Raw genomic sequence first — 13,135 nt, 5'->3', positions numbered from 1 at the left:
ACATGGTCAGGGACGCAGGCTGCGCCGTCGTAATTAGAAATAAGTAGGGCGCGAACCCGGAACGGAAGGTTCGCGCCCTACGGCTGTGAAAAATTCTAACTAGCCAACGATCTGGATCGAAGAGCCCCACTGGAAGTTCTCGTAAGCAGGATTGACCTGGAGAGCCATGTGCAGGAGCTGGAAGCCTTCGAGCTCGCGAGCGTGGTGCAAGCCGCCGACCTCGATGGCGCGCATGTCGGCGTCGGAGATCAGGGAAACCACAGCGGCGCGGGCCTCAGCGGAATCGGAAGCAACGAAGACGTCGAGTGGCTGGCCGTTGATCTTGCCGGAAGCAAGGTTGCCAGCGAACGTGGTGTTGAAAGCCTTGACGAACGTAGCGTTTGGAGCAAGCTTTGCAAGCTCTTCAGCAGCGGAGGTGCCAGCAGGAACGGTGAGGGAATCGAAGGTTTCGAAATTGACTGGGTTGGAGATGTCGATGACGATCTTGCCGTCAAGAGCGGAACCGAGGGAAGCGACAACTTCCTTCGAGGCGTCGAATGGAAGAGCGAGGATCACGATCTTGCCAGAGACCTTCTGCTCAAGAGCAGCACCGTTGACAGCGCCGCCGAGCTCGGTTGCGAGCTCCTGAGCCTTGCCAGCCTCACGGTTGAGGATCTCGAGGGAACGGTCAGCTGCGACGACGCGCGAACTAATTCCGCGAGCCATGTTGCCTGCACCGATGATGGTTACGTCAGCCATGTTTGAACTCCGTTTCGAAAAGAGCGAGGCGATCCACGCGAAGAAAGTTTTGAAAATGTTGGTCACGGAGAGTGTAACTAGCTTGAATATTCAACTATTACCGCGAATTTTTGTGATCTACACCCTATGGTAAAACCGTTGCTTGCGTTGCGTCGATGGGCTGGGAAGTACCGTTAGTACGACGACGCAGCTCGCCTCCAGCGGTAGGGTGAGGGACATGAATGATCCAGAGGTCATTAAGCGGCTACTGACGATCCAAGGTCGGTGGGCCGTGGTGGGCCTGTCTAATAATCCACGACGCGCGGCGCTGGGTGTCTCGAAGTTCTTGATCGATCATCTTGGCATGGATGTAGTGCCGGTTTCCTTGAAAGGCGACGACGTTCACGGTCGCCAGGGTTACAAGAAACTCGCCGACATTCCGGGACACATCAACGTGGTGGACTGCTTCGTGAACTCCCAGAAAGTGGGAGCCGTGGTGGATCAGGCGATCGAGATCGGCGCGGACGCGGTATGGCTGCAAGTGGGCGTGATTGACGAGGCGGCTGCCGAGCGAGCCCGCGCCGCAGGACTAGACGTGGTCATGAATACCTGCCCCGCCATCGAGGCGCCGAAACTCGGACTATAGGGCTCGGAGATCTCGCAACTTCGCGTCGTAAGACGCGGAGGGTCTGAAGCGTCGGACGAATAATGTGTACTTGAGGGTTTCGCCCCTCGCACCTACGTGCAACTAGTACCTACACGCCACTCGACGAACGAAGACCTCACTCATGTTCCTTGAAATCCTCTTGAGGATCCTCCCGCTCTTTTTGGGAATCCTCGTTGGTTTCTTTTGCAGTTCGTGGTCGCGATTCAAGAACGCAGAACCTGGCATTAGCGCCTTCGTGTTCTTCGTGGCGCTGCCGGCGTTGCTGTTCATCCTCACGGCTCAAGCTGACCTCTCTCAGGGAATCCCGGCCGCCGTCACTCTCGCTGTGACTCTGGGAACGCTGGTCTACTGGGCTCTCGTGTGGCTATTCTTTTGGATTACGAACAAGCGCAACGACACGGTGGACCTCAGCTCATCCATGGGAGCGGCCTTCGGCAATGTGTCCTATCTTGGCATTCCGTTGGTCATGGGAATCCTTGGTCCGGTGGGCTACTTGCCAGCCGTTATTGTCCAACTCATCCACAACATCATCTTCATGGTGGGCTACCCGCTGATCCACGGCATCCTGACACCCGAAGGTTCGGGAAGCCGATCACGCCAATTCGGACGTGCGCTCAAGGGCTCGCTCTTGAAGAACCCCATCATGTGGGCGGTGCTTTTAGGCTTCGCAGTGAACTTCATTGGCTGGCCCAAAGACGGGCCCATCATCGAGTTCGCTGAACTCATGTCCGCCGCAGCTTCACCCGCAGCGCTCTTCGCTGTGGGTCTGGGGCTTCGGCCATCGTTCCAAGCGATCCGCGGGGGAGAGCTCAAGCTCGGCCCAGTTGCCTTTGCGACCGTCGCGAAGCTCGCACTCTTGCCAGCCATTACGTTTGTGGCAATCCTCGCCGTCGGCCAGCCACTCTTCGCAATGGGGAACGGTCAAGAGTGGATCTTCACGATCCTCATCATGGCCGGCATGCCCACCGCTGGCACGGCCTACGTTCTGGCTACGTCCACTAAGGGCGACGCCAACCTCGTAGCGGCCACCATCCTGGGAACAAACCTCTTCGCGGCGCTCACGCTACCGCTACTGGCAACTCTCACGCTGTCCTAGCGCCGATTCCCAACCACGGAAGACGAGGGTGTCCGCAAGGCTGCGTCGTCGTACTGGAAAAAACTAGCCATCCATGTCCGCAAGGCGCGCGCGGAAGAACAAGTAAATTCCGTACGCCATCAGCCCGGCGCCGATGAACGCCAGCGCGGGAACGCCGAAGGACTGATCCTTGATGGCCTTGAGCGCGCCGTCGAAACCAGTGGATTCCTGCGGATCATTCTGAACCGCCGCAACAATCACCAACAACCCCACGGCCGCAAGAGTCAGGCCCTTGGCCACATAACCGAGCACGCCCAGCACCCGCGCCGCACCGCGAAGCGCGCCGCTGCGGGGGAGTGACAGGTCCTTCTCAAAGCGACGCGTCACGCCCTTGAACACGTAATAGCCGCCCACAATGATGATCACGGCGCCGCCAACAATCAGCAGCAACGGCCCGCCAGGAAGCGAATTAATGGTGGTCGTGGCACCCGCCGCAGTCTCTTCGCTGTCACTCCCGGCACCGAAAATGAACTGCGCAAACACCACCGCCATCGCCGCGTACACCAAGCCCGTACCCACGTTCTTGAGCACCCGGCCCACCGTAGACACCGTCCGGTCATCCTTCGCCGCAAGCGGATCCTTCACCGAATCCTGAGCCGCGCTCTTTAGCTCGTCCGCCGACAAATCGCGGATGCCATCGCGCCCCGTGGGGCCGAAGAAGGACTCCGAAAGATGCCACAACGCCAAAAACGCGCAACCAATCAAACACGTCCACAACAGCACCGGACCAAAAGACTGCTCCTTCAACAGAGCAACAGCCCCCGACTGATCCGCGTTACCGCTACCCCCAAAAGCCACGCTCCACGCGAGAACACCAATGAGCAAATGAAGGATTCCGCTGGCCACAAACCCCAGCCGCGCCAACCGCTCAAACCAAGGATGTTGGGACGCGCGCTCGGCGGCGTCAATGGCCTTCTTGGTGTGGTGCTGGGCCCGGTCCATATTGCTCACGGCGACTCGATTCGGTTCTAAACTCAAGAAATGGATGCGCAAAAACTAGAACAATTCTGCCTCAGTTTTCCCGGCGCGTACGCGGATTTTCCATTTGGCGAAGAGTACGCGGTGTTCAAAGTTCGTGCGGGCGCCGGTGCGGGGTCCGCGGAAGTGCCCGGCAAAATGTTCGCGATGCTCATCAACGGCAATACTCGCCTGAACCTGAAGTGCGATCCACCCGTTTCCGAAGCACTGCGCGCCGAGTATCCAGCCATCACCCCGGGTTACCACATGAGCAAAAGGCATTGGATCACCGTTGAATTCGGGGCGCTCGAGGATGAGTTTGTGCGCGAGCTCGTGGAGGATTCCTATGATCTGGTGGTCAGCAAAATGACGCGCGCGCAGCAAGAGCGTTTGCGGTGGCGAGGGCTCGCTGCGAACTAGGCTGGAACCATGATCTTTATTGTTGTGAAATTCAAGACCCGCCCCGAATACACCGAGAACTTCATGGAACTCGCAGCGGATTTCACCTCCGCCACCCGCGCCGAGCCCGGCAACAAGTGGTTCGAATGGTCCCGTTCCGTGGAGGAGCCGGACACGTTTGTACTGGTGGAGGCCTTTGAGAATGACGCCGCGGGCGATCACGTCAACAGCGACCACTTCAAGCAGGCCATGATCGACTTGAAGCCGGCCCTCGTGGAGACCCCGCACATCATTTCCCGCACCGTGGACGGGGATGACTGGGATCGCATGGGCGAACTTCGGGTTGACTAGCTCATGAGTTTTCTCGGGGACGTGGCGGCGCGGGCGATTCACCCTTTGCGGGTGCGCTTGCGCCACACGTTCGCGGGCCAAACCGAGGGCGTTCCCGCGTGGGAAGACGCCCTCGATCGCGGGGATGACGCGGGCTATTTCGCCCCGACTTCCGCCACCTGGCACGTTCACGGCGGCATGACGCCGATCGCCGCGGGCATCAAAGCGTTGCTGCTGCAGGCTTTGCACCCGGGCGCGCTCGCGGGCGTCGCCGAACATTCCGACTACCGCGCGGATCCGCTGGCCCGGCTTGCCGGCACTATCCGCTGGATTTTCACGGTGACGTACGGGGACACGGCGGCGGCGCAACAGGCGTGCGCCTACGTGCGTCGTCGTCATGAACCCGTCACCGGAACGTATGCTTCGGCAACCGGCGAATCCCTCGAATATTCTGCGAACGACGCCACCCTAGCCCACTGGGTCCACTGCGCGTTCGCCGAAGCCTTCCTCACCGCGTACCAGGACTTCCGCGGCCCCATCCCGCTCCCGCCCGACGCTCTCCCCGGCGAATCCGGCGCGGACGCGTACGTTCGCGAGTGGTCCGTGGCCGGGACGATGATGGGGGTTGCCTCGCCGCCGCGGTCTCGCGCGGAGCTTACCGCGGCTTTACTCCAATACGACGACGATGCCCAGCTCTCCGGCGGCCCACGCGTCCGGGAGGTAGTCCACTTTTTGCAGCAGCCACCTTTGGACCCCATGCTTTTGCCCGGGTATCGCTTGTTATTTCTTGCGGTCGTCAATTCACTCACGCCTCGGCAAGCTGAGCTCCTCGAGTTGCGCCAATGGCCCGCGTTCTTGCGGCCGGTGTCCAATGGACTGGCGCGCTTTGCTCTCGCCGTGGTCCAAGTCGCGCTCCAGAAGGTGGGGCCTTCGGAACTCGCGGCACGTCGTCGTCTTCGCCGCCTCGGCGTGCTCTGAGCGCGCCCACTTCTGGCCGCTCCGCGCTTCCCCCGCGCCCGTCCGCGTCCCTCCCCGCGCCCCCTCTTCCGCGAGTTGCCAAGTTAACGCGGTGTTTGGCTCCTCAACGGCGTTAACTTGGCAACTGGAATCAGGGTCGCCGCCGAAGACCCTGTGGAAAACGGCTTCCTGCCTGAAATTTCGTCAATTATGGAGCTATGACAAGGCGTCGCGAACTCCCGCGCGAGCTTCAACGTGCCGTCTTCACCCGTGAGCAACTGGAGAAGAGTGGCTTTCACGGCACGCGTGTGGATGCGAAAGACATCATCCAGACTGCTGTTCGGGGACTTTATGCCCACTCAAGCCTGGAGATTACCGAGTATTCTCTCCTGTGGACTCTGCAAAAGTTGTACCCCAAAGCCTGGGTGAGTCACTTCAGTGCGGCTCGAATGCACGGTCTTTACACGCCAAAACACCCGGCCGATGTCGCGGTGCACCTCACCACGCTGCTCGGCGAACCTCGGATACGTCGCGATGGGATCACGTCCTACCAGTCAGGCCACCGCGACAGTGAACTGTCCCAGGTTTAATGCCGCTGTTATGCGGGGAGCGGCTCTGGGGTGAGGGCCGCGTAATAGGTCGCCTCGAACTCGTCGGGGCTGACCATTCCAAGGCTACCGTGAAGCCTTCGGTTGTTATACCAGTCGACCCATCCAGCGGTCGCGAACTCGACGTCCGCGATCGTCTTGTAAGGGCCGTCGTGGAAGATCGTCGTGCGCACACACTCGGCCTTGTAGAGCCCGTTAACCGTCTCCATCAGCGCATTGTCATACGCATCACCCACCGACCCAATCGATGCGGCGATACCCTCCAACGCGAGATGCTCGGTGAGCATCACAGACGTATATTGAGATCCCGCATCTGAGTGATGCCGCAGCTGCCCAGGGCCGACTCGGTGGCCTTGCCGGTCACGTTCCCACAACGCCATGCGCAACGGGATCATGACCAGGTCGACATGCTTGGTGGTCTGGACATGCCAGGCCACGATGCGTTGCGAAAACACATCGAGGATGAACGCAACATATACCCAGCCCGTCCAGGTGCGGACGTAGGTGAAATCAGTGACCCACGTGTGATCAGGCCGCGGGGCAGTGAAGTCCCGGTTCAACAGGTCCCCGGCACGGATCCCGTCCTTCGCACGGATCGTCGTACGGATCGCTTTCGATCTCGTGACGCCCGAGAGTCCCAACGCCCGCATGGCGCGGTCGACTGCACCGCGGGAGACGTCTGGCAAGGCGGTACGGCGGATTAGCGCGGTCATCTTCTTCCGCCCGTACAACCCCTCCGGAGTCATCCGACGCCGTTGCGTGCCTGTCTGGTCGACGACGGTCTTCCAGGCGGCGTCACGGACCGCGTCCACGACCATCGCGTCGGTCACCGTACGAGCCGAGATCCGGGGGCGTTTCCACGCACGGTAGGTGCGTGCCGCGATCTTCACGCCCTGCTCACGCAGGACGCGTACGATCGACTCGACGGCGAAGCCCTCCGAACGCATTTGGTCGATGAAGCCCATCATCAGCGGTTGCGGGGGTCGAGTTCCCCCGCGAAGAAAGTCGTTGCCGCGCGCAGGATCGCTACGTCCTCACGGAGCTGACGGTTCTCGGCTTTGAGCCGCTTGATCTCAGCGTGCTCTTCGCTGGTCTGACCTTCCCGGGCACCGACATCGATCTCGGCTTGGATGACCCACCGGCGCAGCGACTCAGCCCCTACACCTTCTTGACGGGCAACGGCTGCGATCGCCTTCGCGTTCGATGGGTATTCCGCTCGGTGCTCAAGCACCAGCCTGACCGCTCGTTCGCGGACCTGGGCATCAATCTTCTTCGGCATGAAGCCATCCTCTCAACTCGAAAAGATACGGCATCAAACCTGGGACGGTTCACAGTGTCGTGCGTTCCAATGCTCTGTGGCTCAGCAGCCCTGCCCGGACGGTCATTGAGCTTGCCTCGTTGGCGTCCTTGGATGAACTCGTGGTTCTCATCGATCAGCTTGTGCGAGAACCGCGGCCTGAACTCGAGAACCGGTGGGAACCGTTCGTCCACCTCGCGGAATGGAAGAAGATGGCAGCTGACTTTCATGGGCGAGGCGCCAAGAAACTCAGAGGTGCAACTGAGCTTGCCCGGGTTGGCTCAGATTCGCCGCCCGAAACGAAACTGCGTCTGGCGATCATGCGCGCCGGCCTCCCCGAGCCGGATCTTCAAATAGATTTGCCCGTCCGCGGTTGGAGGAGACCTTCGGCGGACCTCGGGTACAAAGAGCTCTTGATTGCAGTGCACTATGACGGAGGATCGCACCGAGAGCGCGAGCAGCAACAACGCGACAATTGGCGAGACAACGCTTTCTCAGCTGAGGGGTGGCGGAACCTTCATTGCAACTCAAGAGATCTTGCGGGCGGATTTCGAGACACCTGCGCACGGCTCGAGCGCCTGATCAACGAGCAACGTCAAAGGCTCGGCGCCGAGCTCCGGAGGCGCCCGGCCTAGACCCGTCGACTTGCCAAGTTAACGCCGTGCGAGCGCCTCAGACCGCGTTAACTTGGCAACTCGATAGTTAGAGGACGTGGGGCGAGCCCCGGGGCCCCAGAAAACTAGTCCAAAAGCGGTTTCGGCAACACCCGGTAGAGGATCTCAAGCACCACGCATCCAGCCACGCCAATCATGAGCGCGGAAAGGAGCTGATCCGGCGTTGGCAACGTGAACAGGTGGTACATCTGAGAGATCGGGATGACCAGAACGGCAACAAGCAACGCGTACATGGCTACCAGCAACCAGAATCGAATCACGTTCAAAGGCCTCGACGCGCAGTTCAGCACCCACAGTCCCATGAGGCCAAGCACTATGAAGGACGCGGTCTGAATCTGGGACGGGCTTGCGTGGTAGATCTCTCGCATCACGAAGCTGGTGGCCACAATGGCCACGGTGATGACAAAGGCGTTCGGTATGGCCGCCCGCAAGGAGCGTTTCAAGAAGCCTGGGATATAGCGGCGCTTGTTGGGCATCAGCGCCAGCACGAACGCCGGCCCGCCGAGCACAATGAAGTCCACGGTGGAGGACTGACGAGGGATGAACGGGAAGGACCAGAACAGCATGCCGAAAGCGATGCCGAACATGATCGCGTAGCTGGTCTTGGTCAAGAACATGTAGCCCAAGCGCTCAATGTTCGCGATGACCTTGCGTCCCTCGGCCACCACGGAGGGGAGTCGAGAGAATTGCCCGTCCAGAAGCACCAAACGCGAGACCGCTTTCGTGGCTGGCGCCGCGTTCCCCATGGCAATGCCCAGGTCAGCGGACTTGAGCGCCAACGCGTCATTGATGCCGTCGCCGGTCATCGCCACAACGTGGCCGCGCGCTTGCAACGCCTTGACCATGGCCTGCTTTTGCTCTGGCCCCACGCGTCCAAAGACCGAGTGCGTGTTGACGGCCTCTTCAAGCTCAGGCCCATCAAGTGGAAGCTTGCTCGCGTCGAGCGCCGTGCCATCAAATTCGAGCCCGGCTTTCAAAGCAGCCGCAGCCACAGTGTGCGGGTTGTCGCCGGAGATGATTTTGAGGTCTACATCTTGCTCGCGGAAGTACGCGATGGTCGAGGCCGCATCCTCGCGGACCTTCTCATGGAAGAGCAGGATTCCCACCGCCGAGATGGTCTCGGGAAGCGCTGCCTGCGGCGAACCGTTCGCAGCATCGCGAACCAACGCGGGCGCGGAACACAAAACGAGCGTCCTGTTGCCGGCTGCCGCGAGCTCTGAACATCGGGACACCAAATCTTCGGAGCCGGGCACGAACGGCAGCAACGCTTCCGGCGCGCCCAGGAACCAGGCGCCCTGTGCGCGTCCGGTTTCGAATTCCACTGCGCTCCAGCGTCGTGCAGAAGAAAACGGTACGACGCCGCGCGGCAAGTGCCCGGGCTCGTGCGGGTAGGTGGGGCGAAGGGCGGCAGCTGTGGGGTTTGCGTCGGGGTCGTGTCCAAACCAGCCGAGCGCGAGCGCGGCGCCGGGGCTAAGTTCGTCGTCGTCCCCGGTTGCGAGAGAGTCGCCTGCAGAGGCGGGGGCACTGGAGGAGGCAGGGGCACTGAAAGGGACGGGGGTGCCGGAAGAGACGTGGGCGTCGTCGCGGTCAGTGCCGCTTGATGGAAGAGCGCTGTCAGGCTCAAGAGTGCCGTTGAGATACTGCCGAGCGTGCTCAATGGACCCAAAGTGAACGCCGCCCTCGGTGAGCGTTCCGGTCTTGTCGAAGCACACCACATCCACGCGCGCCAAGACTTCAACGGCGGCCATTTCTTGCATGAGAACGCCTTCACGGGCGAGCTTCAAGGCCGCGAGCGCGAAGGAAATAGTGGTCATGAGTGCAAGGCCCTGCGGGATCATAGCGGCGATGGATGCCACGGAAGAGATCAGAGCATCGCGCCAAGCTCCGGAGGAGAGCGCGGCATCCCAGCCGCCTCGTGCCACCATCTGACCGTTGAGGACAATCGCCATGATGGGTGCGATGCCAATACTGATCCACTTGACCACTTTGTTGAGGCCAGCGCGGAGCTCGGAATTGATCTGGGAAAACAATCGGGCTTCGTTGGTGATGCGTGAAGCGTGGGAGTCGGCGCCGGCTTCGGTGACTCGGTACAGGCCGTTGCCGGAGGTGATGGAGGAGCCGGATAGCACGCGGTCCCCGGGAGTTTTCACGACGGGATCGGATTCACCGGTCATCAAAGATTCGTCGGCATCTAGTCCGTCTGAGTGCAGCACCACCCCATCAGCTGTCACCTGGTCGCCGCGACGCAACACTACGACGTCGTCCACCACAATCTGCTCAAGCGGAATCTCCACCCGCTCGCCGTCCCGCAAGACCACGGCGGGATCTCGGCGCAAGAGCGAAATCTTGTCCAGTTCCTTCTTTGCGGAGTACTCCTGAACAAAACCGATCACCACGTTCGCCAATGCGGACACCACAAACAGCAGATCCAGCCAGCGTCCTAGCGCAATGACCACGGCCGCGCAGGAACCGAGCACCAGGTTGAAGATGGTGAACAGGTGTGCGCGGGCAATCTGCCAGATGGTTCGCGAGGTGGTGTTGGGCTGCTGGTTGGTGCACCCGGCGGCGGTCCTCTCAGCGACAGCGTCCGCGTTCAAGCCAAAGCGGACCAGATGGTCGTCATCAGGGCGCTCGAAAGTTCGGGTGGGCGTCGTCACTGTGGTCCGTGCCAATAGAGATCCTCTGAAACTGCTGCAGGCGCGGGCGAAGCGTTGCAGGGAGAACGTAGAAAATTGTGGGCGATCAGTCCGTTCGCTACTGATCGCTTGCCATAACACTAAGGGACGCCACAGCACCGCCTAATCATGCGCAGGTATGATTCCGGCGATCTCAGGGATGATTCTGGGGGCTTCTCAGGGTTGAATCTTAAACGTCCAAATTCTAGGGGTGTTTTTTGGCCAAACGAGTGATTTTCATCAATTACTCAAGCGCATAGATTGATCCCGTCCGAAGATTCCGCGGACAACGGGGTGGCGCGTCGCAACCCCGCAATCTCTCACGAAGGCATCGTCATGAAAAGAAGGGTTGCAACCGCAGGGGCGGCTTTGTGCGTCGCTGCAATGCTTGCCGGAACTGTCCCGGCCGCTGCTAATGCGGCACCTTCCGCGATCGAAGAGCTCGCCGCATTGAACCCAGGAACAACCACTACCGAACTATCGCGTGACCTCGCGCAGTATGCGAAGTCCAAAAACATCTCGGTCTCTCAAGCTACCAACGAAGTCCTTGCGGAGGCACGGTCATCGCAGTTGTCGGCGAACTCCGCCAAGCTTTCCGCTTCAAAGGATGCGGGACTGTCCCTCAATAGTTCTTCGGGGAGCGGTAGCACGGTAGTGCTGGGAAGCGCCGCCCGACGAGGCGACATTTTCATTTCTCCCGCGTCCACGTTGTTCGTGGAGCACGGCCACACAGGCATCTACTACACCACGTCGGTGGTGGTTGAGGCGCCTGGCGGGGATAAGTTGAGTCGCGCTGTGGCCACGTCCACATACCGCGTGGGTTCCGGTTCCATTAAGCAATACATTTCCGCTACGACGACGCAGCGTGAGTCCGCAGCTAACCTCGCTTACGGGAGCTTGCGTGGGAAGGAATATAACTTCAACTTCGCGTTCAATCGGAATGCTTATGGAACCAAGATGAACTGCTCGCAGCTGGTGTGGGCGGCCTACTTGCGAACTACCGGGCTTGATCTGGACGGCAATGGTGGAACGGGCGTCTACCCGTACAACATCAGAGATCACTCGCGAACCGTCACGTACCAGACCCTGTAGGACGCATTCATGACCGCTCGCAGCAGGATGTCCGCAGGTATCAAAGCGGTAAGTAGCGTCGCGCTCTTGGGAGTCGCGGCGCTACTTGCGGGCTGCCAATCGGATTCGGCTGATCTGCCCGCCCTCGTTTCATCCGATGGTGCGGATCAGGCTGTCGCCGAAGCGCGCTATGCCATCTATATTTCACCTCCCTCACGACTGATCGAAGGTTCAAAAGTGGGGCAAGCGGAAGTCATTTTGGTGACTCCCGAAGGTGAAACGTCGCGCGTTCTGACCGCGGGGATGGAACTGGGAAGAGTAGCGTTCCACGATGAAGAAGTGGTGTTCTCCGACGCCTCCACCGACTTCACCGTGACCGCGGATCACACGGACAAACTTCCTAGTACTAAGGCGGACAGTCAAGTGGCCCTGTTTGAGGACGTGGATGGTACGCGCGTTGCGGTCTATAACAACGGGTTCCTGGAGGATGGGTACTCGAGCCACGTGGTGGTGACCGAGGGGGATAAGGCTGAAACGCACACGGTGGAAGGCAACTACTTCATTGCGGCCCAATGCGGAGACACTGTGTACGGTCTTAGCCGAGCCACGGGACACTACTCGGTGACCGACGTTCCGGAGCGTGAGCCCATGATGCTCGCTCAGCTCTCGGGAACAAGCGACGGCGCCGAGAAGGTTATCGGCACCTCGCTCAAGGCCAACGAAGGCGCAGTAGTTCCGAACGCCCCGTGCGTGGACGGCGTGATCTACTACATCTCGAACGCGGCGGAACCCGGGAAAACACCGAAGCCGGTCGTCTCCATGTGGGACACCACCACGGGAAAATACCGCGAGCTTTCAATCGCTGCAGTGAAGAGCGAGAAACCCATCATCCGTGAGGATGGCACAGGCTTGCCCCAGGTTAGCAGCACCTCAGTAATCGGCAATAAGCTCACGTGGTTCGGCGCCGAGGACGGCATCATGCAAACCGATCTCACCACGGGAAAAACCACCAGGCTCTTCACCGTGCAGGGAAAGACAACGAATTCCGCCTACTCGCAGACCATCATCTCCCAAGATAAGGTCACTCAACTCGTTGACAACGCGGACGGTTCGGAGATTGAAATCATCGAATACGCCATGTCAGACGGACACGAGATCTCGCGGGTCACGCTGAAGGGTCTGAGCAAGCGGCTCTCCGCTGACTTCCAAATCTTCGGCTTCGACGCCCGCTAAGCACCGCCCTCAACGGACCGCAAAGAGACCGCAAAAGGACCGCTGAGAGGTGTGCGGAAAACTCACCTCTATCCAAGGAACACATTCAGGCGTAGACTCCGGAAACGGGGCATCTACCCCCAGATCCTGCGGGACCCCGTGAAATCGAGCACGTGCAAATGCGCTCGAGAAGTACAGCCCGTGAATAACAGGAGGCGTCGTAATGCCCATGAAAGATCCCGGTAGGCATCAGACCAAGAAGGTCGGTAAGACCATCAAGGAAAAGCGCGCAGAAAAGCGTGCCAAGGCAAACGGTGTTGGCAGCACCCCGCTGATTGAGACCAGCAAGGCTGCTCGCCAGCGTCACTAGAATCCAGGTCGGTTGTAAAACCGGCTAGTTAAGAAAACCGCGGGGCCCGTAGATCGGGTCCCGCGG

The 13,135-nt window shown here is 60.2% G+C and carries 14 protein-coding genes; 10 read left to right on the top strand and 4 right to left on the bottom strand.

The window, feature by feature from the left end; all coding sequences use genetic code 11:
• Positions 1–99 precede the first annotated feature (99 nt).
• A complete protein-coding gene (locus HD598_RS06135) occupies positions 100–738 on the bottom strand; it encodes an NADPH-dependent F420 reductase (RefSeq protein WP_183664540.1) in 639 nt (212 codons plus the stop codon).
• Between the two features lie 208 nt (positions 739–946).
• On the opposite strand from HD598_RS06135, the gene HD598_RS06130 reads away from it, so the two are divergent.
• Positions 947–1,363: a CoA-binding protein gene (locus HD598_RS06130; RefSeq protein ID WP_183664538.1), complete on the top strand. Its 417-nt coding sequence runs from the start codon at positions 947–949 to the stop codon at positions 1,361–1,363.
• A 142-nt stretch (positions 1,364–1,505) separates the two neighbouring features.
• Positions 1,506–2,480 (top strand): AEC family transporter, encoded by a 975-nt coding sequence (locus HD598_RS06125; protein WP_183664536.1) that lies wholly within the window; start codon positions 1,506–1,508, stop codon positions 2,478–2,480.
• A 63-nt stretch (positions 2,481–2,543) separates the two neighbouring features.
• Here the strand turns inward: HD598_RS06125 and HD598_RS06120 are convergent, their stop codons facing one another.
• Positions 2,544–3,461 carry a DUF1206 domain-containing protein gene (locus HD598_RS06120; protein WP_260170677.1) on the bottom strand — a complete coding sequence of 306 codons (918 nt, stop codon included), beginning with the start codon at positions 3,459–3,461 and terminating at the stop codon, positions 2,544–2,546.
• Between the two features lie 39 nt (positions 3,462–3,500).
• On the opposite strand from HD598_RS06120, the gene HD598_RS06115 reads away from it, so the two are divergent.
• From HD598_RS06115 to HD598_RS06100, 4 genes are all read left to right on the top strand, one after another.
• Positions 3,501–3,896, top strand: coding sequence for an MmcQ/YjbR family DNA-binding protein (locus HD598_RS06115; RefSeq protein WP_183664532.1), 396 nt, complete (start codon positions 3,501–3,503; stop codon positions 3,894–3,896).
• 9 nt (positions 3,897–3,905) lie between these two features.
• A complete protein-coding gene (locus HD598_RS06110) occupies positions 3,906–4,226 on the top strand; it encodes a putative quinol monooxygenase (RefSeq protein ID WP_183664530.1) in 321 nt (106 codons plus the stop codon).
• Between the two features lie 3 nt (positions 4,227–4,229).
• Positions 4,230–5,183 (top strand): oxygenase MpaB family protein, encoded by a 954-nt coding sequence (locus tag HD598_RS06105; protein WP_183664528.1) that lies wholly within the window; start codon positions 4,230–4,232, stop codon positions 5,181–5,183.
• A 197-nt stretch (positions 5,184–5,380) separates the two neighbouring features.
• Positions 5,381–5,752 carry a hypothetical protein gene (locus tag HD598_RS06100; RefSeq protein ID WP_183664526.1) on the top strand — a complete coding sequence of 124 codons (372 nt, stop codon included), beginning with the start codon at positions 5,381–5,383 and terminating at the stop codon, positions 5,750–5,752.
• 8 nt (positions 5,753–5,760) lie between these two features.
• On the opposite strand, the gene HD598_RS06095 is transcribed toward HD598_RS06100, so the two are convergent.
• A protein-coding gene (locus tag HD598_RS06095) for an IS3 family transposase (protein WP_183663472.1) occupies positions 5,761–7,049 on the bottom strand; the annotation gives its coding sequence in 2 pieces (ribosomal slippage) (positions 5,761–6,776 and positions 6,776–7,049; 1,290 coding nt in all).
• Positions 7,050–7,108: 59 nt separating this feature from the next.
• Between HD598_RS06095 and HD598_RS06090 the strand changes: the two genes are divergently transcribed.
• Positions 7,109–7,702 (top strand): hypothetical protein, encoded by a 594-nt coding sequence (locus HD598_RS06090; protein ID WP_183664524.1) that lies wholly within the window; start codon positions 7,109–7,111, stop codon positions 7,700–7,702.
• Between the two features lie 104 nt (positions 7,703–7,806).
• Here the strand turns inward: HD598_RS06090 and HD598_RS06085 are convergent, their stop codons facing one another.
• Positions 7,807–10,413, bottom strand: a complete 2,607-nt coding sequence (locus tag HD598_RS06085; RefSeq protein ID WP_221244606.1) for an HAD-IC family P-type ATPase — start codon at positions 10,411–10,413, stop codon at positions 7,807–7,809.
• Positions 10,414–10,752: 339 nt separating this feature from the next.
• Between HD598_RS06085 and HD598_RS06080 the strand changes: the two genes are divergently transcribed.
• The 3 genes from HD598_RS06080 (at position 10,753) to HD598_RS06070 (ending at position 13,069) form a co-directional block, all read left to right on the top strand.
• Positions 10,753–11,508: a hypothetical protein gene (locus HD598_RS06080; RefSeq protein ID WP_183664522.1), complete on the top strand. Its 756-nt coding sequence runs from the start codon at positions 10,753–10,755 to the stop codon at positions 11,506–11,508.
• 9 nt (positions 11,509–11,517) lie between these two features.
• A complete protein-coding gene (locus tag HD598_RS06075; protein ID WP_183664520.1) occupies positions 11,518–12,720 on the top strand; it encodes a hypothetical protein in 1,203 nt (400 codons plus the stop codon).
• Between the two features lie 202 nt (positions 12,721–12,922).
• A complete protein-coding gene (locus HD598_RS06070; protein WP_183664518.1) occupies positions 12,923–13,069 on the top strand; it encodes a hypothetical protein in 147 nt (48 codons plus the stop codon).
• The last annotated feature ends 66 nt before the right edge of the window (positions 13,070–13,135 follow it).

Origin of the sequence: Neomicrococcus aestuarii (genome assembly GCF_014201135.1) — a bacterium.
Lineage (GTDB): Bacteria > Actinomycetota > Actinomycetes > Actinomycetales > Micrococcaceae > Neomicrococcus > Neomicrococcus aestuarii.
This window is presented reverse-complemented; position numbering and strand designations above follow the sequence as displayed.

Bases quoted from the DNA above. Each gene is read 5' to 3' on its own strand.
- HD598_RS06110 (WP_183664530.1), top strand. From the start codon at position 3,906: ATGATCTTTATTGTTGTGAAATTCAAGACCCGCCCCGAATACACCGAG.
- HD598_RS06135 (WP_183664540.1), bottom strand. From the start codon at position 738: ATGGCTGACGTAACCATCATCGGTGCAGGCAACATGGCTCGCGGAATT.
- HD598_RS06115 (WP_183664532.1), top strand. From the start codon at position 3,501: ATGGATGCGCAAAAACTAGAACAATTCTGCCTCAGTTTTCCCGGCGCG.
- HD598_RS06080 (WP_183664522.1), top strand. From the start codon at position 10,753: ATGAAAAGAAGGGTTGCAACCGCAGGGGCGGCTTTGTGCGTCGCTGCA.
- HD598_RS06105 (WP_183664528.1), top strand. From the start codon at position 4,230: ATGAGTTTTCTCGGGGACGTGGCGGCGCGGGCGATTCACCCTTTGCGG.
- HD598_RS06125 (WP_183664536.1), top strand. From the start codon at position 1,506: ATGTTCCTTGAAATCCTCTTGAGGATCCTCCCGCTCTTTTTGGGAATC.
- HD598_RS06075 (WP_183664520.1), top strand. From the start codon at position 11,518: ATGACCGCTCGCAGCAGGATGTCCGCAGGTATCAAAGCGGTAAGTAGC.
- HD598_RS06070 (WP_183664518.1), top strand. From the start codon at position 12,923: ATGCCCATGAAAGATCCCGGTAGGCATCAGACCAAGAAGGTCGGTAAG.
- HD598_RS06120 (WP_260170677.1), bottom strand. From the start codon at position 3,461: ATGGACCGGGCCCAGCACCACACCAAGAAGGCCATTGACGCCGCCGAG.
- HD598_RS06100 (WP_183664526.1), top strand. From the start codon at position 5,381: ATGACAAGGCGTCGCGAACTCCCGCGCGAGCTTCAACGTGCCGTCTTC.